Origin of the sequence: Tenuifilum thalassicum (assembly GCF_013265555.1) — a bacterium.
GTDB classification, from domain to species: Bacteria; Bacteroidota; Bacteroidia; order Bacteroidales; family Tenuifilaceae; genus Tenuifilum; species Tenuifilum thalassicum.
In genome coordinates this window covers 115,475-133,196 of the sequence record NZ_CP041345.1, presented here as the reverse complement: position 1 = coordinate 133,196, position 17,722 = coordinate 115,475, and the positions used below count along the sequence as shown (strand labels likewise).

The 17,722-nt window shown below is 33.9% G+C and carries 14 protein-coding genes; 3 read left to right on the top strand and 11 right to left on the bottom strand.

Annotation, left to right across the window (positions count from 1 at the left end; translation table 11 throughout):
- Positions 1–97: 97 nt before the first annotated feature.
- Both FHG85_RS00515 and FHG85_RS00510 read left to right on the top strand, forming a co-directional pair.
- A complete protein-coding gene (locus FHG85_RS00515) occupies positions 98–544 on the top strand; it encodes a PNPOx family protein (RefSeq protein ID WP_173072328.1) in 447 nt (148 codons plus the stop codon).
- A 13-nt stretch (positions 545–557) separates the two neighbouring features.
- The gene (locus tag FHG85_RS00510) at positions 558–1,553 is read left to right on the top strand and encodes an NAD-dependent epimerase/dehydratase family protein (RefSeq protein WP_173072327.1); all 996 of its coding nucleotides are present in this window, start codon (positions 558–560) and stop codon (positions 1,551–1,553) included.
- A gap of 39 nt (positions 1,554–1,592) precedes the next feature.
- Here the strand turns inward: FHG85_RS00510 and radC are convergent, their stop codons facing one another.
- The gene (gene radC / locus FHG85_RS00505) at positions 1,593–2,291 is read right to left on the bottom strand and encodes a RadC family protein (protein ID WP_173072326.1); all 699 of its coding nucleotides are present in this window, start codon (positions 2,289–2,291) and stop codon (positions 1,593–1,595) included.
- A gap of 111 nt (positions 2,292–2,402) precedes the next feature.
- Between radC and FHG85_RS00500 the strand changes: the two genes are divergently transcribed.
- Positions 2,403–3,206, top strand: coding sequence for a DUF3298 and DUF4163 domain-containing protein (locus tag FHG85_RS00500; protein ID WP_173072325.1), 804 nt, complete (start codon positions 2,403–2,405; stop codon positions 3,204–3,206).
- Positions 3,207–3,296: 90 nt separating this feature from the next.
- On the opposite strand, the gene hutH is transcribed toward FHG85_RS00500, so the two are convergent.
- The 10 genes from hutH to FHG85_RS00450 all read right to left on the bottom strand — a co-directional run bounded on the left by hutH (position 3,297) and on the right by FHG85_RS00450 (position 17,504).
- Entirely contained in the window at positions 3,297–4,796 is a 1,500-nt protein-coding gene (gene hutH / locus FHG85_RS00495; protein WP_173072324.1) for a histidine ammonia-lyase, read from the bottom strand.
- Between the two features lie 11 nt (positions 4,797–4,807).
- A complete protein-coding gene (gene hisS / locus FHG85_RS00490; protein ID WP_173072323.1) occupies positions 4,808–6,184 on the bottom strand; it encodes a histidine--tRNA ligase in 1,377 nt (458 codons plus the stop codon).
- Between the two features lie 1,174 nt (positions 6,185–7,358).
- A complete protein-coding gene (locus tag FHG85_RS00485) occupies positions 7,359–8,204 on the bottom strand; it encodes a polysaccharide deacetylase family protein (RefSeq protein ID WP_173072322.1) in 846 nt (281 codons plus the stop codon).
- Between the two features lies 1 nt (position 8,205).
- Complete coding sequence (locus tag FHG85_RS00480; protein ID WP_173072321.1) at positions 8,206–9,297, bottom strand: DUF354 domain-containing protein; 1,092 nt, start codon at positions 9,295–9,297, stop codon at positions 8,206–8,208.
- 2 nt (positions 9,298–9,299) lie between these two features.
- Entirely contained in the window at positions 9,300–10,112 is an 813-nt protein-coding gene (locus tag FHG85_RS00475; RefSeq protein WP_173072320.1) for a phosphatidylserine decarboxylase, read from the bottom strand.
- An 11-nt stretch (positions 10,113–10,123) separates the two neighbouring features.
- The gene (locus tag FHG85_RS00470) at positions 10,124–11,305 is read right to left on the bottom strand and encodes a carboxylate--amine ligase (RefSeq protein ID WP_173072319.1); all 1,182 of its coding nucleotides are present in this window, start codon (positions 11,303–11,305) and stop codon (positions 10,124–10,126) included.
- Positions 11,283–12,221: a glycosyltransferase family 4 protein gene (locus FHG85_RS00465; protein ID WP_173072318.1), complete on the bottom strand. Its 939-nt coding sequence runs from the start codon at positions 12,219–12,221 to the stop codon at positions 11,283–11,285. The genes FHG85_RS00470 and FHG85_RS00465 overlap by 23 nt, the downstream gene beginning before the upstream one ends.
- Positions 12,222–12,935, bottom strand: coding sequence for an ATP-grasp domain-containing protein (locus tag FHG85_RS00460; protein ID WP_173072317.1), 714 nt, complete (start codon positions 12,933–12,935; stop codon positions 12,222–12,224).
- A gap of 864 nt (positions 12,936–13,799) precedes the next feature.
- On the bottom strand, positions 13,800–15,602 hold the full coding sequence (locus FHG85_RS00455) for a hypothetical protein (protein WP_173072316.1): 1,803 nt from the start codon (positions 15,600–15,602) through the stop codon (positions 13,800–13,802).
- Positions 15,603–16,301: 699 nt separating this feature from the next.
- A complete protein-coding gene (locus FHG85_RS00450) occupies positions 16,302–17,504 on the bottom strand; it encodes a glycosyltransferase family 4 protein (RefSeq protein ID WP_173072315.1) in 1,203 nt (400 codons plus the stop codon).
- Positions 17,505–17,722: the final 218 nt, after the last annotated feature.

Below are 17,722 nucleotides of genomic sequence, written 5' to 3'. Positions count from 1 at the left end.
TTGAAGTTATTGTAACTAATACGAACAATGCATCTGTAAATAAAAAGCTATCAACTCTCAACTAATTTTTTTACCTTTGTTTAATCAAACTAATAAAATGGCGCAAGAGATAGATAAAAAGATTATAGAGTTTATCAACGAACACCATGTTCTTACACTAGCCACATCGTTTAACGAAGAACCATGGTGCGCTAACTGTTTTTATGCCTATATGGAGGAGGAGAACAGCCTGGTATTCACCTCCGACTTTAACACCAAGCATATTCAGCAAGCAAGCCACAATATTTATGTTGCTGGCAGCATCGTTTTGGAAACTAGCATTGTTGGGAAAATACAAGGAATTCAATTTCAGGGCGTAATTAGTCAACCTCAAGACGATTTATACGAAAGGGCAAAAAAAGCATACTTAAAGCGTTTCCCAATTGCCATGCTAATGGAAACACATCTTTGGGTTGTTGACCTCACCTATATCAAAATGACCGATAACCGCCTAGGTTTTGGTAAAAAGTTAATCTGGTCGAAAGACTTATCGTTCCAGAAATAAAGGCCGCGCAATAATGATACTTGTTACAGGTGCAACAGGGCTGGTAGGTTCACATCTGCTATACGAACTATGCATTCGTGGATTTAACATTCGAGCTACCAAACGGGAAAATTCCAATACCGATTTTGTACGTTGGGTATTTTCTCTTTATCATGATAATCCTTCGGAGCTTCTTAAGAAAATTGAGTGGGTTGATGCAGAGGTAACCGACTACCAATCGATTCTTGAAGCAACAAAAGGTGTTGATACGGTTTTCCATACAGCTGCTTTTGTGTCGTTTAAAGCTGCCGATTCAAAAAAAATTCTTTACACCAATGTGACTGGCACTGCTAACATAGTTGATGCATGTCTTGAAAATGGTGTAAAAACACTTTGCCACGTTAGCTCCATTGCAGCTCTTGGCGAAGCAAATCCTGCTGGAATAATTGACGAAAGCTGCTTATGGCAAAAAAGCAAGGGCCAAAGCGCATATGCAAAAAGCAAGTTTTTAGCGGAAAACGAAGTGTGGCGTGGTTTTGAACACGGATTAAGAGTGGTTGTAGTTAACCCCTCTGTAATTCTAGGACCTGGAAGATGGGATTCTGGTAGTGGTCAACTTTTTTCTATTGCTGCAAAGGGCATCCCCTTTTACACCACTGGCATCACTGGATATGTTGATGTGAGAGATGTTGCTAAAGCAATGGCATTTCTTACATTTGATACCGATGTGAATGGAGAAAAGTATGTGCTTAACTCCGAGAATATAAGTTTCCGCGATTTGTTTAATACTATTGCTACTGAAACTGGCGTAAAAAAACCTTTTATTAAGGTACCAGGTGTTTTAATTGATATTTTATACCCACTTATCTTTATATTCACATTAGGTAGAATATCAAAATCAAACCTAAAATCGGCATTTACACAAACTTACTATTCGGCAAATAAGATAAAATCGTTAGGTTTCAAATTTATTCCGATATCGGAAACAATTAGCCTAATGGCTAAAGTAAAGCTTAATACCAACTTATAGCTGACCAATTGGATCATTAGCGCGTAATTTCTTAACCTGCTAAATAATTCCATTATCGGCAAAAGAGTAGCATTCGCCATCGGTAATAATCACATGGTCGAGCAATGAAATGTCAAAAAACTCCGAAGCATTACGTAGCTTTTTGGTCAGTGCAATATCCTTATCGCTTGGTTGAGGGTTTCCGGATGGATGGTTATGAACCACAATTAACGCTGATGCTAAGCGCTCAACAGCAAGTTTTAGCACAATCTTGGGATCGACTACGGTTCCTCCAACACCACCCTGACTTAGCTTTGCCCGCTCTATTACTTTATTCGACTTGTTTAGCAGTAAAACCCAGAACTCCTCATAAGGTAGATCGGAAAGCATGGGCTGGAATATTTCTATCACACTTTTACTTGAAAATATTCGTTCCCTATTTACAGCTCCTTCGGCACTGCGACGCCTTCCCAACTCAAGAGCTGCCAGTATTGTTATTGCTTTAGTTTTCCCTATTCCTTTTATCCTTGTTAGCTGACCTAGGCTAAGGCGTGCGAGCTCGTTTAGACTTTGGTTTACGCTGCTAAGTAACCTTTGTGCAACCTCAACAGCGGTTTCATTTGCATTACCCACCCTAAGTAGAATCCCTATTAGCTCTGCATCGCTTAAACTTGCTGCGCCCTTTCGTTCCATCTTTTCGCGTGGACGATCATCCTCAGCCAAATCTTTTATTGTTAACCTTTTTGAATAACTTTCCATCTTTTTTAAATCGTTTGGTAAACATAAGTTAGGTAGAAAACCAATAAAAAGCAATACCATTTTTTAGCACTTGATTGATTTAAAAGTATATTTGGGAAAGAAATTTTTGAAATGAACCGAACCAACCTTTATCGAATATTAGGAATATTAGCTGTTCTAGCAATTGCCTACTACGGGTACACCTTTTATGTAGCAACTAAAACAAGTGAAATTGAATTTTTACCAGATTCTGTTGTTTACAAACGTGGTTGTTACAAACCCGACTCCTTATGTTTGAAGATTATTTACCGTTTCCCAGTTGCTCATGGACTTGGCAGCTCGCGCCTCGAAAAAGTTATTGTATCGGACTACCTTGAAATGGTAGATCTTAGCAATATAAAATCTAGGTATCCATATTTAAAAGATGCCCTGGTTAATAGCGCAATGGGGTACGATACCTCGTTTGTTGAATATGCAAAACAGTTTGGTTCACAATCAACATGGTTTATAAATATTGATTATAAAGTGATATACAGAACAAGTCGATTACTTAGCATTCGCTACCACCAAAATAGTTACCTTGGCGGTGCACACAATATGTACGAATACCATTACCTAATTATCGACTTAAAAAAGTCAAATAAACTGGCACTTTCCGATTTAATAACAGATAAAAATAGGTTCACCACAATTGCTCAAAAGGTTTTTACTGAGCAAATTTTAAATGATACAAATGACAATACCGACTATTGGCTTGCACCTAACAATACATTCATTCTTCCTAAAGAGTTTGGACTAACAGCCAAAGGCATACTCTTCCATTACAATGTATATGAGATTGCTAGCTACTCACGAGGTGATATTGAATTACTGATACCGTATGATGATATTAAGGATATTCTGGTAGAAAAGTATCGTAAAGAACTTATAAATTAAGAGTTTAAGTTCGATTTCTAAGATAAAAAGGCTAAAAAAAACCGACAGCTATTTAAATCTGTCGGTTTTTTCGTAATATCTCAATTACACCTATTCCTTCTCAAATTTTCCATTCCTAAGGAACTGAATGGTTTTATCAATCTCTTTGTACATTATTTTATCCTGATCAATAAAGCTAACCTCTGAACGATAGCTTTCAATAAACTCCTCAATGTAAGGCGATGATTTAGCAGGACGACGGAACTCAAGAGCCTGCGCAGCATTGAAAAGTTCTATAGCTAAGATGCGCTCAAGGTTATCAATCACTCGAATCAGCTTTGTTGCAGCGTTGGCACCCATACTTACATGGTCTTCCTGTCCATTTGACGATACTATTGAATCAACAGACGATGGGGTACACAGCTGCTTGTTTTGGCTAACCATAGCTGCTGCAGCATATTGTGGAATCATGAAGCCAGAGTTTAATCCAGGATTTGCAACAAGGAACTCTGGTAACCCACGTAATCCTAGTATAAGCTGTGCAGTACGACGTTCCGAGATGTTTCCCAGCTCAGATAAAGCAATAGCTAGGAAATCGTAAGCTAACGCAAGTGGCTGACCATGGAAGTTTCCTCCCGAAATAACCAAGTCCTCATCGGGCCAAACAGTTGGATTGTCGGTTACCGAGTTAATTTCGGTTAGCAATACGCCTGCAACATAGTTAATGGCATCCTTTGAGGCGCCGTGAACCTGTGGAATACAACGGAAAGAGTATGGGTCCTGAACATGCTTTTTGGGGCGCTGAATTAGCTCGCTTCCCTCAAGTATTTTACGGATATTGCGCGCTGTTTCTATTTGCCCCTGATGCGGCCGAACGTTCTGAATATTTTCGTGGAATGGGTCAATCCTACCATCGAAAGCCTCTAAAGAGATGGCACCAATAATGTCGGCAAGTTTTGTGAGCTTGAATGCTTTTATCATGGCATAAACACCATGTGAACTCATAAACTGAGTGCCATTAAGTAATGCTAAGCCCTCTTTCGACTTTAGCTCAATGGGATTCCACCCAAACTTTTTAAGTACTTCGGTTGCTGGCTGGATTTGCCCTTCGAATAGAACCTCTCCCATACCAATCAAGGGAAGGAAAAGGTTGGCAAGCGGTGCCAAATCGCCCGAAGCCCCTAACGACCCACGGTCGTAAACAACGGGAATAACATCGTTATTATAAAAATCGATAATACGTTCAACTGTTTCAACCTGAACACCTGAATGACCCAAAGAAAGTGCATGAGCTTTAAGGAATAGCATCAGCTTTACAATTTCTGGGTTTACCATATCGCCAGTGCTGCAAGCATGCGACATTACCAAATTCTTTTGTAGCTGCGATAGCTCATCTTTAGAAATGGTCTTGTTACACAATGAGCCAAACCCCGTGGTTATACCATAAATTGGGGTACTCTCATCTTCCATTTTTTTATCCAGGTAGTCGCGGCACTTAGCAATAAGATTTCGTGACTCTTCTGAAAGTTCTAACTTGTGGGGTTCATTAATTAAGCCCTCAATAACATCCCAGTTTAGTGGTTTGGGTGATATAGTATGAATTTTGACCATTTGTAATTCTTTTATAGATTCGACTTAATGTATTCTTCAAGGTTCTCAAAAGCAATGGTAACCTGCTCCCCAGTTTCCATGTTTTTTACAGAGAATTCTCTATTTTGCATCTCGTTTTCACCAGCAATTACCATAAAACGAATATTTCGCTTATTGGCGTACTCAAACTGTTTTCTAACTTTTACGGCATCGGGATAAATTTCAACACATATTCCAGCATTTCTAAGATTACGGGCAGCAGGCATGGAATAAGCAACCTCCTTATCGCCAAAGTTGGAAAAAATCACCTGAGTTGTTGACGAAACGCTCTCGGGGAAAAGATTCAACTGAAGCATCACATCATAAATTCTGTCGGCACCAAACGAAACACCAACTCCGCTTACATTTGGTAATCCAAAAATTCCTGTAAGGTCATCGTATCGCCCACCACCACAAATACTACCAATCTCAGCATCAAGTGCTTTTACTTCAAAAATTGCGCCCGTGTAGTAGTTCAGCCCTCGTGCAAGCGAAAGGTCGAGCTCTATTTGAGTCGAAAGGTCGCCCCATGCATCTACATAACGGAATAGTTCTTCCATTTCTTCAATACCCCTTACTCCCACTTCGCTATCCTTAAGCACATTCCTTAACACCGAAAGCTTTTCTTCGTTACTTCCCTGAAGCAAGATTATGGGCTGAAGCTTCTCAATTGCAGAATCATCAATACCTTTCTGTCGCAGCTCAGCGTTTACCGCTTCAATACCAATTTTCTCAATCTTGTCGATTGCAACTGTAATGTCGATTAGCTTATCGGCATGGCCAATAACCTCTGCAATACCGCTTAATATTTTGCGATTATTCACCTTAAGCAGGGTGCGAATTTTAAGTTTTTCAAAAACTTCATTGATGATAAGTACTAGCTCAGCCTCGTTTAGCAAAGAGTTTGATCCAATTACATCAACATCACATTGGTAGAACTCACGATATCTACCTTTCTGCGGTCTATCGGCTCGCCAAACGGGTTGTATTTGATAACGCTTAAAAGGAAAAGCTATATCGTTGCGATACTGTACCACAAAACGGGCAAATGGAACAGTAAGGTCATAACGCAAACCCTTTTCGCATATGGCCAGGGAAGCAGCATTTGAGTTCCCTGGTCTAAATATTTCTGGGTCTGCTTTATCGATAAATTCACCAGAATTTAGGATCTTAAAAAGAAGTTTGTCGCCTTCGTCGCCATACTTTCCTAGCAGGGTTGAAAGGTTTTCCATTGCAGGTGTTTCAATGGGCAAAAAGCCATACTTTCTGAAAACACTTCGAATAGTATCAAAGATATAGTTTCTTCGAACCATTTGTTCAGGTCCGAAATCACGGGTTCCTTTAGGAATACTTGGTTTTGTCTTTGCCATTGTGTTACATTTTGAAACGATTGCAAACCTACAATTTTTTTATCATAAATTTTCTAATAAACAGCATGTTTGGGAGCAGAAGGTATAAAGGATAAAGGACAAAGTTAAAAGGCGGATTTCGTTAAACGTTAAACTTAAATAGTTAATGGTTAGGAGTTAATCGTTAAAAGTTAATCGTTAAACGAAAAAATGTTAGTTTGGAGGCATCTGCATTTTATTTCTTACATCACAGAGTACACAGAGATACACAGAGAAGTGCACAAAGTTATGCAGTGCGTGAAATTCCAAATTTAAGATTTGTCCGGCGAAGACGGATTCAAGATTTCAGATTTAATAATTGTCAAATGAAATTCCGATACTTCCGAATATTTCCGAGTCATTCCGTATCATTCTTCTAACTTCCTCTAACTTCCTTTAACTTCATCACATTCTTCAAGAAGAGATGCTTCGACAAGCTCAGCATGACAATGCATGGTTCAAGGATAAAGGTTCAAGGATAAAGGATAAAGTTTAATGTTCAAGATTTCAGATTCAAGATTCAAAAATTGTCGAATGAATTTCCGATTCCTTCAGAATATTTCCGACTCATTCCGTATCATTCATCTAACTTCCTCTAACTTCTTTTAACTTCCTCATATTCTTCAAGAAGAGATGCTTCGGCTACGCTCAGCATGTCAATACATGGTTCAAAGTTCAAGGCTGTGTCCGGCGTAGACGGATTCAAAGTTCAAGATTTGACCAACAGGTTGGATTCTCGGTTTTCAAGATAACGGCATAAAAGGCTGTTCCGCGAATGGGTCGTGGGCCGGTCGTTGCGTAGGGTAAAGGAAGCGGTGCTGTTTGAACCATGCCTGCGGCATGGCGAGTTGCGCCGCGCTGAAGACACGACCACGGGGCACCCATCGGAACAGGCTTTTCAGCCTTGATTTTTTGCTTCTTTTGCATCAAGGCAAAAGAAGGGGAAACAAACATGGCTTCGACAAGCTCAGCCACCACAAGTGCAACCTTGGCTGGTTAGGAGCAACAAGGCTCTTCCGATACATTCCGATTATTTCCGATTCATTCTTTCCTTCAAACGACCCCTCCAAACCTCACCTGAGAGGGGAGGCTTAAACTCCCCTCTCCTCTCAGGAGAGGGGCAGGGGGTGAGGTCAAAAAATCAAAACGCCGAATACTATAAATGAAACGCTGCTCTATACCGCATTAAACCCCATTTGATAATGTTTTTTGCTCTTTGAGCTACAAGCTCTTTAGTCCATTCAAGGTAATTATCGGTCCAACGTTGAGGATGGATCGTTATCATTGCCTTTTCAGGGAAACGATTTTCTGCCACAGCTTTAATAATATCATTGGTTGTTTTAAAAACCAAACCCTGTTTTATCCATTGCTCCTGCTGAGGCATCTTGTCGCGCACGGAGTATTTATATCCATTCCAACAACGCCCGGTATCAGTTAAATAAAAAAACTTGTCGAAATCAATATCAAAGTAAGGCTCACCAATTATGCCTAATTGACGATAATCATACTTTTTCCAGATATCCCTATTATCGAACGCCGATTTGGGGCTGCCATGCATACAAATAGTTTTTACCGGGTAAATCTTCCTAAAAACCTCTAAATTTTCACAAAACTCCTCGTAGGCTGCATCAATTAGTTGTTCTTTCTGCTTATCAGTTAATTTTGAATCTTGAATCTTGAATTTTGAACTTGCCGTATCCATTGTCTCATAGTGGTAACCTATCTCATGACCCAAATCGGCAATTTGCTTAATTATATCAACATCAAAACTCTCCTTGACAATACGAAAATAGTACGTACCACGTATTCCAAGGTTGTGTTCAATAGTTGCAGTTTTTAGCGAATTTTCTGGTTTTAAGTCTACATCGTGGCGGAGTATTATTATTTTATTGCCCTGACCTAAATGGGTTTCATCTGCTAACTCACAAAAAGAAGTAAACAAAAACCCCTTTGCTATCAGGGGTTTAAGCACATTGCTATATTTTACTAGTGTAAAATCCATGCTATTTAAAGTTATATTGATAATCGGGGTTTTCTTTCATAATTTTTGCACTCTTTGGATAATTCTCAATAAACCAAACAAGAAATGCTGTTGGATCAATTGAATCCGATAAAAATTTTTGCCTCTTAACTTCCCATTCTTTCTTAATGTCTGGTTTTTCTATATCATGAGAAATTTTGTTAATTAGTTTATCAAATTCATTTACCTTATAAGAATAGCATAAGCCGTATTCATATTCTAACATATTAGGCACCGATAATCTATGAGCAAAAGAATTGCATTTATAGGCAGGAGTTCCCAGAATAGCAGCCTCAGAGGTCATTGTTTGGCTATCACCTATAAACATTTTAGCATAGTATAGAAGGCTGTGAATTTTTTCTGGAGAAAGTTTTAGCTGCCATTTGGCTAATTCTGGTTCAATTACTCTTTCTGTAGTAATAAAGATTTTACCAAATCTACTAAGCTTATCTATTATTTGAAGCTTCTGTTTTAGCGAAACCCAGTTTTCTCCTATATCATGATATGCTTTACCCGATACAAAACGTAATACAAAAAAAGTTTCATTAGATGAAATCCCTAGTTGCTTTAAAATGTTAGGATCGGGAGAGAAATAGTTAGGGTGAAGGTAGAACAACTCATGGGTACCTGAGTATAAAATATCTTTTTTCCGTTTTCTATCATGCTTAAGTGCTATAGGCGATAGAATAGCATCGGCAAATGGATGGGCAAACCATGCAAATAGTTTAACTGCATCGGTGTCATCGTCATCCAAGATTATCGATTTTATTCTAGAAATTTTTGAAACTTGAGCGATTGTTAATGATGAACCAATGCCTATGTCTATTTTATTTGAATTTACGATTTTAAGAAGGTTCTTATTGTATTTAATTTGGTTAAAGGCTTTTAAGTGTAATTCATCATATTTGTCTCCAAGATTAAAATATTTAATATTTAGTTTTTCAAGTAAATCCAAAATGTTTGGTGAATTCTTAGCTGTAACAACAACGTTGTGCCCTTTTTCTTTTAAAATATTAATCGCATTCCGAAACAAATGCACCTGACCAGGATGTCCAATGTCAAAAAGTAGGTTCATTTTTAATCTTCAAGAAGTTTAGCAATAATGGTTGAGCCTGCATAAACTTGTTCTCCTTCGCGAACAAGGATTTCACAATTTCTAGGAATAATTAAATCGGCTTGAGAGCCCCAACGGATTTTTCCAAAAATCTCACCACGCTTAAGAGATTCTCCTTCTTTTGCCATTACAATGCAACGATTAACCCATCTTGCAGCAATTTGAACTACACCAACCATTACACCATCCTCTCTTTGAATAACGGTAGTATTCCTCTCATTAACCAATGTTGATTCTGGAGTGTTTAACCCAATTGAGGAACCAGGTGTATGCTTTACCATAATTACTTTACCATCTATCGGTGCTCTATTATAATGAACATCGAAAAGGGTCATGGCTATTCCTATAAGATAACAGGGTTGTTCTAATATATCTGTTTTGGTTATCTCTTTTATAGATGCTATTCTTTTCTTTTTAACTGAAACAGGTATTTGATCCTTTTCAAGCTCTTTAATGTAAATTATTCTTCCATCTGCTGGTGAAACAATATCATTTTTATCACCTGGAATTTGACGTTTTGGATTACGAAAGAACCGGTAAAAAAATAGAGCAATGAAAAAAATAAGGACAATAAAACCACTTATGAATGGTGTTATTACCCATAATGGCATCTTAATAAGATTATAAATTCCAACATTTATTACTGATGCAACTATGAACAACACAATGTTATCAGTATAAAGGTACTTTTTATTAAAGCCACCTTTTGCAACCCAGAATATAAATAATGATGTGGATAAGATTACAGTTGATAGTATTATAATTATTATTTCCATATTCAAACAATTTAAGTTCTTTTGATAAAAATATAAGGCAAAAGTATGAAAAACATAAAACTTGGCATTAAATCCTTACTATTAAATGTAGCAAAAATAACTCTACCTTTATAACTTTGTATAAATTCTTTAATATTAAGTTGGTTCCTTATAAGTGCTATTAATGAATAAGGAATATCAGTAAATAAATTTACCCAATATACATCTTCTGAATAATGTTTCGGGAAATCAATTGAGAGGCCATTTAAATAGTTGTAAATATAAAGGGCATAATTAATTCCACACTTTTTTGCAAGTTCTACCCATAACCAAGTACGTGCATTAATTTCAATTAATAAGTGCTTTTCAATCCGCGGGTCATAAATGTATTCAATTTCACATACACCTGTATAATTTAGATTTTTAAGCAAAATCTTGCTTTGTTCTAAAAGTTCCTTTTCTATTATACTTCGAGCAGATGTTGCTGTTCCAAACTGAATGGGGTGCTCCCTTATCTTTTCACCAATCCAGTATGTTTTAACATCGCCCTCAATACAAAATGCAGTAAATGAAACTGTTTTATTATTACCATAATAAGGTATTAGCTCTTGGGTAAATGTTTCAGATATGTTATACTTACTTTCTATTATTTTTAAATGCTCTTTAAATTCATTTATATTTTTTGAAAGAAAAACCTTTTTCCCCATTGTTTTATAGAATGATAAACCAAATCTTCCTTTTGTTATAAGGGGGAAATCTAACTCTGAATTACTGTTTACTTCGTCTGCAGAAGAGAGAAAAATTGTTTTTGGGATTGGAATATTTAAGTCTTTTGCAATCTTTAATAAGTTTCTTTTATCATAAATATTATTTATGATATCAATATCTGGAGTAATAACACTATAAAACTTTTGTAAGATATGTTTGTTTTTTGATATATTGTAAACTGCATGATCGTTGGAAGGAATTAAAGCCCATCCTTCTAGTTTTTCACTTTTAGCAATTTCAATTAAAAAGTTGATAAAGTCCTCAGATTTGTAATCAGGGCATTTAAAAAATTTTTTACAATATTTTGAATATTGAGCGATACAATTATTCTTATCAACTACATATACAGGAATACCAACCTCTCCTAAAGATCTTGTGTTAGATAAGCCCTGTATATGTCCTTCTATTATTATTGCACCCTTTTTATTTTGAAACAATGTCTTCATATATTCGAATAATCTTTCTAGCAATTGAACGTGAATCGAGTCCTTTTTTTAGCAAGATGTCACGGCCATTTGAAGTAGTTTCTCCATTTAATGCCAACTCAAGTTTGTCTGCAATATCCATGGGATTAAAAGAACAAATATAGCAATTCTCAACACCGTTAATATTAGATTTTACGTCACCTACATCAGTACTTATAATTGGCAAATTACAGGCCATTGCTTCTTTAACAACGTTAACACTACCCTCCCATTTCGAAGTCAAAAGCAATGCATCAGCAGAATTTAAGTAATATGGAATTAACGAATTTGGTTTGTTATAAACTGTCATTAACACCACATTGTTTACTTTATCCTTTAATAAATCGAAGCTTTTTTGAGCTAGTTCAAAATTTTTTTCTGCCCTACTAGGATCAGCAATAAAAATTACTAATTTAGAATCTTGTGTATAGCCGATTTTTTCTCTTGCAATCTCTTTGGGAATAGGCTTAAACCTTTCAACATCAACACCATTAGGCAATACTACTGCTTGTTTCATTTTAAGCAAAACCTTCATTCGCTCAGTTTTTACTATAGTCCTCTTCCATCGAACTAAATAAAATACTTTTGCCAACACCCTGTAAAAAAGAGACATATAAGCATCCGACCCCATAAGAGAGACTACTATGGGGAAACATCCAGATAATGATGCCGCAAAGGCACTCAAACTGTAATGCGCATGTATTAGCGAATAGCTGCCTTTAAGAAATGCTTTACGTATTTTTGGTATGTTTTTAATATACCCCCAAAAACCTTTCCCTTTTATTAGAAAAAAATCAACCTCAACACCTTCTTTAATTAACGAGTTTGCCTGATTTCTAACAAGAATCCCAACCTCTCCTGTATTTTTATTTCCACTTGATATAAACAGAACTTTCATTTATTCTAAATATTTCAAATCATTATCGATGTAACTTATAATACTTCTTACATACTCATCTTCTAAAATAGATTTTTTCTCTACTATTTCCCATTCCTTGTTAAATGAAAAATAAAAACTCGAATGTTCAAGTGTATATGTGCCAAAATAAACAGCCTGAAATTCTAGTAGATAAAATGTTTTTCCATCAAATGCAATATCTAATGAGACATTGGGTAAATTTAAATGCTTGATAATAGATTTTGCATAATCTAGCATACCATTTGGAATATCTCTAGTATAAGACAATCTTCCACCCCCGCTTGCTCTAAAGTCTTTTTCTCTATTTAACCTTCTTAATACATAAAATTTATTCCAGTAAATTAATACTTTCCAATCACCTTGCAGGTTTGGGATAAAATCCTGCACAACAAACTTTTTTCTATGAGTAGATTCTTTTATATACCCTTTATGCTTTAATGTCCTCATTCTATCAATTAAGTCGATAATTAAAGAAGGAGTAGCGGATATTTTTTTGGCGTCTGCTAAAAGTTGTTTGAAATCTTTAGCTAATGAAATGCCTTTGCTCATAGCTCCTTCCGAAGGCTTAATTACATAAGCAGATTTATTAGAATAAATGTTTTTACTGCTAATAAGTTCCTCAACAGTTCCGTAGACTTGAGAATCTATTGTTTTTATGTTTTTGTCATTGGAGATTTTTCTAATAATCTCCATTAATACTTTATTGTGATGGGCTCTTAAGTAATGATAATCTGGAATTACTATGGCTCCAGCAAGTTTTAATCCTAATACAATATCTTCAAGATACGATTTATAATGTAAGTTTTTATCTTCAGATGAAGTATATAAGTAAAGTTGGTTCCTGCAATTATTAAAATCTACTTGCCAAGGATAAATAAAATTAACTGTATAATCATATTCTTTAAAATAATAATTAGTTTCGATTTATCAAAACCACTCCTGTAGGGTTTTGCTGTGAATTTTGTCCCAAAGTGACCCTTATAATCTATTATAATTTTAATTGTTTTCATATGTAATATTTTTATCTTGATACTTTGTGATTATCATGTGTAAAAGAAGCACTTGTAGTGTATTCTGCGTTAGTCTGTTGTTTCTATAACCATTGTTGTATTTTAATATATAATTTTTAACCTGGTTAGATCTAACGCATCTATTTTGTTAACTGGTGATTCATCAATTATTTCGTTTGTGAAATATATTAATTTATCTATATACCCAAACTCTTTTAATTGAGGTTTTCTTTTAAAAAATGTCTCTTAATATAATTAATTGCAGGTATTATTAACGTAAATAAATTTTTAAAATGAGACAGTTTATATCCTCTATCCATTGGTGTATCTAAAACTGTCGGATAAACTTTTTCTACAAAGTTTGCATAAAATCGTCTTGACAAAAAATGAGACAATGGATTTTTCCCAAATGGTTTTGATTTCGTAAAACGATATTTGGAATTCAATAAAAACTGTAAATGTTTAATATTTACTAATGGAGCAATTAGGTTATGTTTACTAAAAAGTATATTTAAAACAGTGCCAAAGAACTTTGGATATGCCTCTGTTAGTAGAAATTTAACAACGCTTTCGTTCTTTTGGAATACTTTTGATGAAGAGTATGCTTTAATTGATTCGTAATAGTTTCTAAAGTTACGTTTGATATACTTCTCGTTAACCACACAATTATTTGGTAAGTCTTTAAGTAATAAATCATAAAAATAATATAATCTTTTGTGTTTGTTAAGTATGAAGCATATCTTGTTGCAATTAGCTCTGCCTTAATTATTGGGCCTACAATCAGTTCTCCGCCCATAATTCCTGTAAATATATTTGAAGAATCTAAAGTGTCATTAACAAGGATATAATTCATTAAGGTATCAGCAACAGGAAAATTTGGTTGATAATCTATGAGTCGTGAAATATATTCTAATGGATTGTCCTCTAAACTATCTTGAGAAATATTGTTGTGCTTTAAGTTGAGATTTATTGAGGTTTTTGTGGCAGATAAGTTATCTGCTGTTGATTTATTTCCCCATGTAAACGTTTCGAATTCAAAACCTTCATATAAAAGAGTTGATAGTAATAGTTTTGAATCAAAACCTCCTGTTAAGGCTAAATGTTTTTTTAGTTCTGGAATACAATTTCTTTTTACATCATCTTTTATTGAACTTATAGACAAATCGAAAGGATATTTCTTTTTATTATAAATGGATTTAAGAATATCTTTTCTTTCTATATAATAATCAGAACCTTTTACAAATATGGTAGAAAAAGACTCAACTCTAGAAATCTCATTGAAAATTGTACGATTTAGTAAAGGGTAATTAAAAAGAAAAATATCGGCTATTGCAAAGTTGTTGATTGTTAAGCCTCGATGAATGTTAACAAGTAAATCAAAGTCGTTTGAAAAATATATTTTACCATTAAGTTCTGAGAAATAAAAAGGATAGATGCCGTAAATATCATTTTTAATGACTAGCCTTTTCTTATTTTTATCGTTATAAATAAGTACACCCCAACTTAGGTCTTCAGCCCATGACTCTATAAATTCAAAATTATTAAGTGAATTTAGGTTGTGTATAAACTTTGGGTTGGCATGTGCAATAACCTCTGTTCCATTGTGACTTGTATGATAAAAGTTAATAATATTAGATTTATACCAAAGGAAATATTCATCTATCTCTATCTTGGAGAAGTTCTCATCAAATGAAATGTTTTCATCATTGTGAGGAATATTGACGGGAAATGCTTCATGTTTTAACATTTTAGTATTAGCTTTTGCAAATCCGATAAATGCACCCATAAATAAAAAGCTAACGGTTCTAAAAGTAATAATCGTTATACTACCATTTAAAGATACGAATAATTGAATGAAAAGTAATCCAAGAGCTGCAATTTTAAAATGGTTATTATTCTTAACATTTCTTATTTTCAATATCTCTTTTAGAAGTATTAAATAAATTGAAAAGTAGAAGAATAATCCAAACAATCCAACACTATGATAAAGTTTGGCCGTATCGGAGTGATACATTCTTCTTACTACTTGTCCATTGGATATTGCCTCGGCAAATGCATTATTTCCTATACCAAATAAAACTTTATAGGGATCGTCAAATTTTGAGATTTCGTCTAGCATTTCAACATTTTCAATATATCTTGCTTCAGTTTTATAAAAGTCTTTTTCAAAACGTCCCTTTTCTGCACGTAATTCGTACCTTTCAAGTAAAACATCCTTGTATAATGGAAATGATATTAATAAAATTGTGAAAAACAGAAGGAGATATTTTAATATTTGATTTTTGTATTTACTGAAGATTAGATGAGGTATCAAACCAATAATTGGAATTAGTATTGCTGTCCTTCGCATGTTTAGAAGTATAAAAATGTAAGTAATAAATCCCCATATATAGTATATAAATAATCTCTTTTATTATTATAAATGTAAGAAATCAATGGCAAGAGAGAAATGATAATTGCAGGGGTGTATTGCCCACCGCTACCCAACATACCAACAACTTCTTCTGAGTCTACACTATTTAAAGTATATTCTAATACTCTACCTACACCCCATAAATAACCAGCCAATGTAAATAGTATACTAAGGGGTAGAATATATAATGATAGTTTTAATAAACGCTTAATTTTATGAAATGAATCAAAAATTGAAAAGAGAAAATAAAAATGTAAAACGGTATTAAAATCTGAAAGTAAACTTTAATTGAATACTCAAATTCGTTAGAATTGATTACTAATAAAAAACATATAAAAGAAATAAATAAATAATAAACCCAAAACTTTGTTAATATAACAGAGCGAAAAGTTAAAACGATGAAAACAACTAGTGTTAATGCTCTGAGTATAGTTACTTCTGAGAATCCAGAAAAAAAGGAAAAAGAAGTGTCTGATATAACATTGAATAATGGAATAAAGTATATAAAATCTTTTCTAGTTTTAAATACATATATTAAAATAACTAGCAAAAAAAGATAAAACAAGAACTTAATCATTTTAATAATATTATGTTCTAATTACTAATCTTTAGAAAAAGCATATTAAGTTAAAATTTTCACAAAGTAAGTTCAGTATTAAAAATGAAATCTAATAACTTTTTTGATGATTTCTTATAATCTAAATTATTTAAAGCCCAATTATATCCATTTAAACATATTTCATTTGCTATATGTTTATTCTCAATTAAGAAGATAATACCCCTTGCAAGAGAATCTGCGGAATCGGGGTTAACTAAAATTAATTCTTTTTTATCTTTAAAGTAGTTTTTTAAATCTCCTACAGCTGTAGCAACAACTGGTTTTTTTGTTGCGAGATATTCTCCTAGTTTGGTTGGGAACCCAGCCTCAGCAACAACACCTGATTTTCTTGGATTAACTAAAATATCACAACTGTTTAATAGTTCTGGTACCTTTTGACTATCTACTTTACCTGTAAGTATAATTGAGTTAATATCTTTATAATTAAATATATTCTTAATTCTTTCAATAATTTCTTTTTTAATTGGACCAACAAGCAAAAGCTCAACATTGGCATAACCGCTTAGCACTTTTTTATAGGCATATAGTAATTCTAATATTCCATTTTGTTCGTTAAGAGTTCCACACATTCCAATTCTTATCTTACTATTATCATTAGAATTTGAAAAATTTGAAACGCTGTAGAATGAAGAGATATCTATAAAATGAGGGATAACTATTATCTTATTACTTTTAACCCCATTTTTTATTGCATCTTTTTTTAAATAGGAACTTAAGCAAATAAGGCCGTCTAAATATTTATCTATAAACTTGTACTGAATATTGTAAAAGAATAATTTAGGTTTTTTCCACCATTTAGGTGATATTACATGTATCGGATATCTGTCTGTTATAACTCTATATACCTTAATTCTTAAAATTATACGCATCAAAAGGAAAGGCAATGTAAAATAGAAATACTCCAATCCGTAAAGTATAAAAATTCGAGATTTTCTAAAACACCGATTATATAATATTGAAAATGGAAGTTTTAATTGTATGAGAATTAGCTGCAAAACTTTTAGTAAATTATTTTTGGGTCGTTTTAAAAAAAGTAGATTCTTGCAAAAGATCTGACTATCACGTAAGTGTTCTGTTATTTTCCCTTTAACCAACACAATATCAACATTGATTCCATTTTCCTTAATCCCAAAAACCATTTGCCGGACAAAATTTTCAGCAGGCCCACCATACGGAAAGTCTGAATTTGTATATATCGAAATTCTTTTAAGATTCTTCATTTATAAATGTTTTTTTGCTAGAATTCTTTTGACCTCAAAAGGTGCAGTAAAATATGCCATTGATGAAATTATCATGCTAACAACAACCCCTACAACTCCTATATTTGTATATTTTATAAGTAAAATTACAATTGGGTAAAAAATTATAGCACCGAGTGTATACATTAAAGAAATAGTATTGAGTCTATTAATTGCTCCAAGAAAAGTTGAATATATAC

Coding starts and splice junctions, on each gene's coding strand:
- FHG85_RS00515 (WP_173072328.1), top strand. CDS start 98: ATGGCGCAAGAGATAGATAAAAAGATTATAGAGTTTATCAACGAACAC.
- FHG85_RS00510 (WP_173072327.1), top strand. CDS start 558: ATGATACTTGTTACAGGTGCAACAGGGCTGGTAGGTTCACATCTGCTA.
- radC (WP_173072326.1), bottom strand. CDS start 2,291: ATGGAAAGTTATTCAAAAAGGTTAACAATAAAAGATTTGGCTGAGGAT.
- FHG85_RS00500 (WP_173072325.1), top strand. CDS start 2,403: ATGAACCGAACCAACCTTTATCGAATATTAGGAATATTAGCTGTTCTA.
- hutH (WP_173072324.1), bottom strand. CDS start 4,796: ATGGTCAAAATTCATACTATATCACCCAAACCACTAAACTGGGATGTT.
- hisS (WP_173072323.1), bottom strand. CDS start 6,184: ATGGCAAAGACAAAACCAAGTATTCCTAAAGGAACCCGTGATTTCGGA.
- FHG85_RS00485 (WP_173072322.1), bottom strand. CDS start 8,204: ATGGATTTTACACTAGTAAAATATAGCAATGTGCTTAAACCCCTGATA.
- FHG85_RS00480 (WP_173072321.1), bottom strand. CDS start 9,297: ATGAACCTACTTTTTGACATTGGACATCCTGGTCAGGTGCATTTGTTT.
- FHG85_RS00475 (WP_173072320.1), bottom strand. CDS start 10,112: ATGGAAATAATAATTATAATACTATCAACTGTAATCTTATCCACATCA.
- FHG85_RS00470 (WP_173072319.1), bottom strand. CDS start 11,305: ATGAAGACATTGTTTCAAAATAAAAAGGGTGCAATAATAATAGAAGGA.
- FHG85_RS00465 (WP_173072318.1), bottom strand. CDS start 12,221: ATGAAAGTTCTGTTTATATCAAGTGGAAATAAAAATACAGGAGAGGTT.
- FHG85_RS00460 (WP_173072317.1), bottom strand. CDS start 12,935: ATGGAGATTATTAGAAAAATCTCCAATGACAAAAACATAAAAACAATA.
- FHG85_RS00455 (WP_173072316.1), bottom strand. CDS start 15,602: ATGCGAAGGACAGCAATACTAATTCCAATTATTGGTTTGATACCTCAT.
- FHG85_RS00450 (WP_173072315.1), bottom strand. CDS start 17,504: ATGAAGAATCTTAAAAGAATTTCGATATATACAAATTCAGACTTTCCG.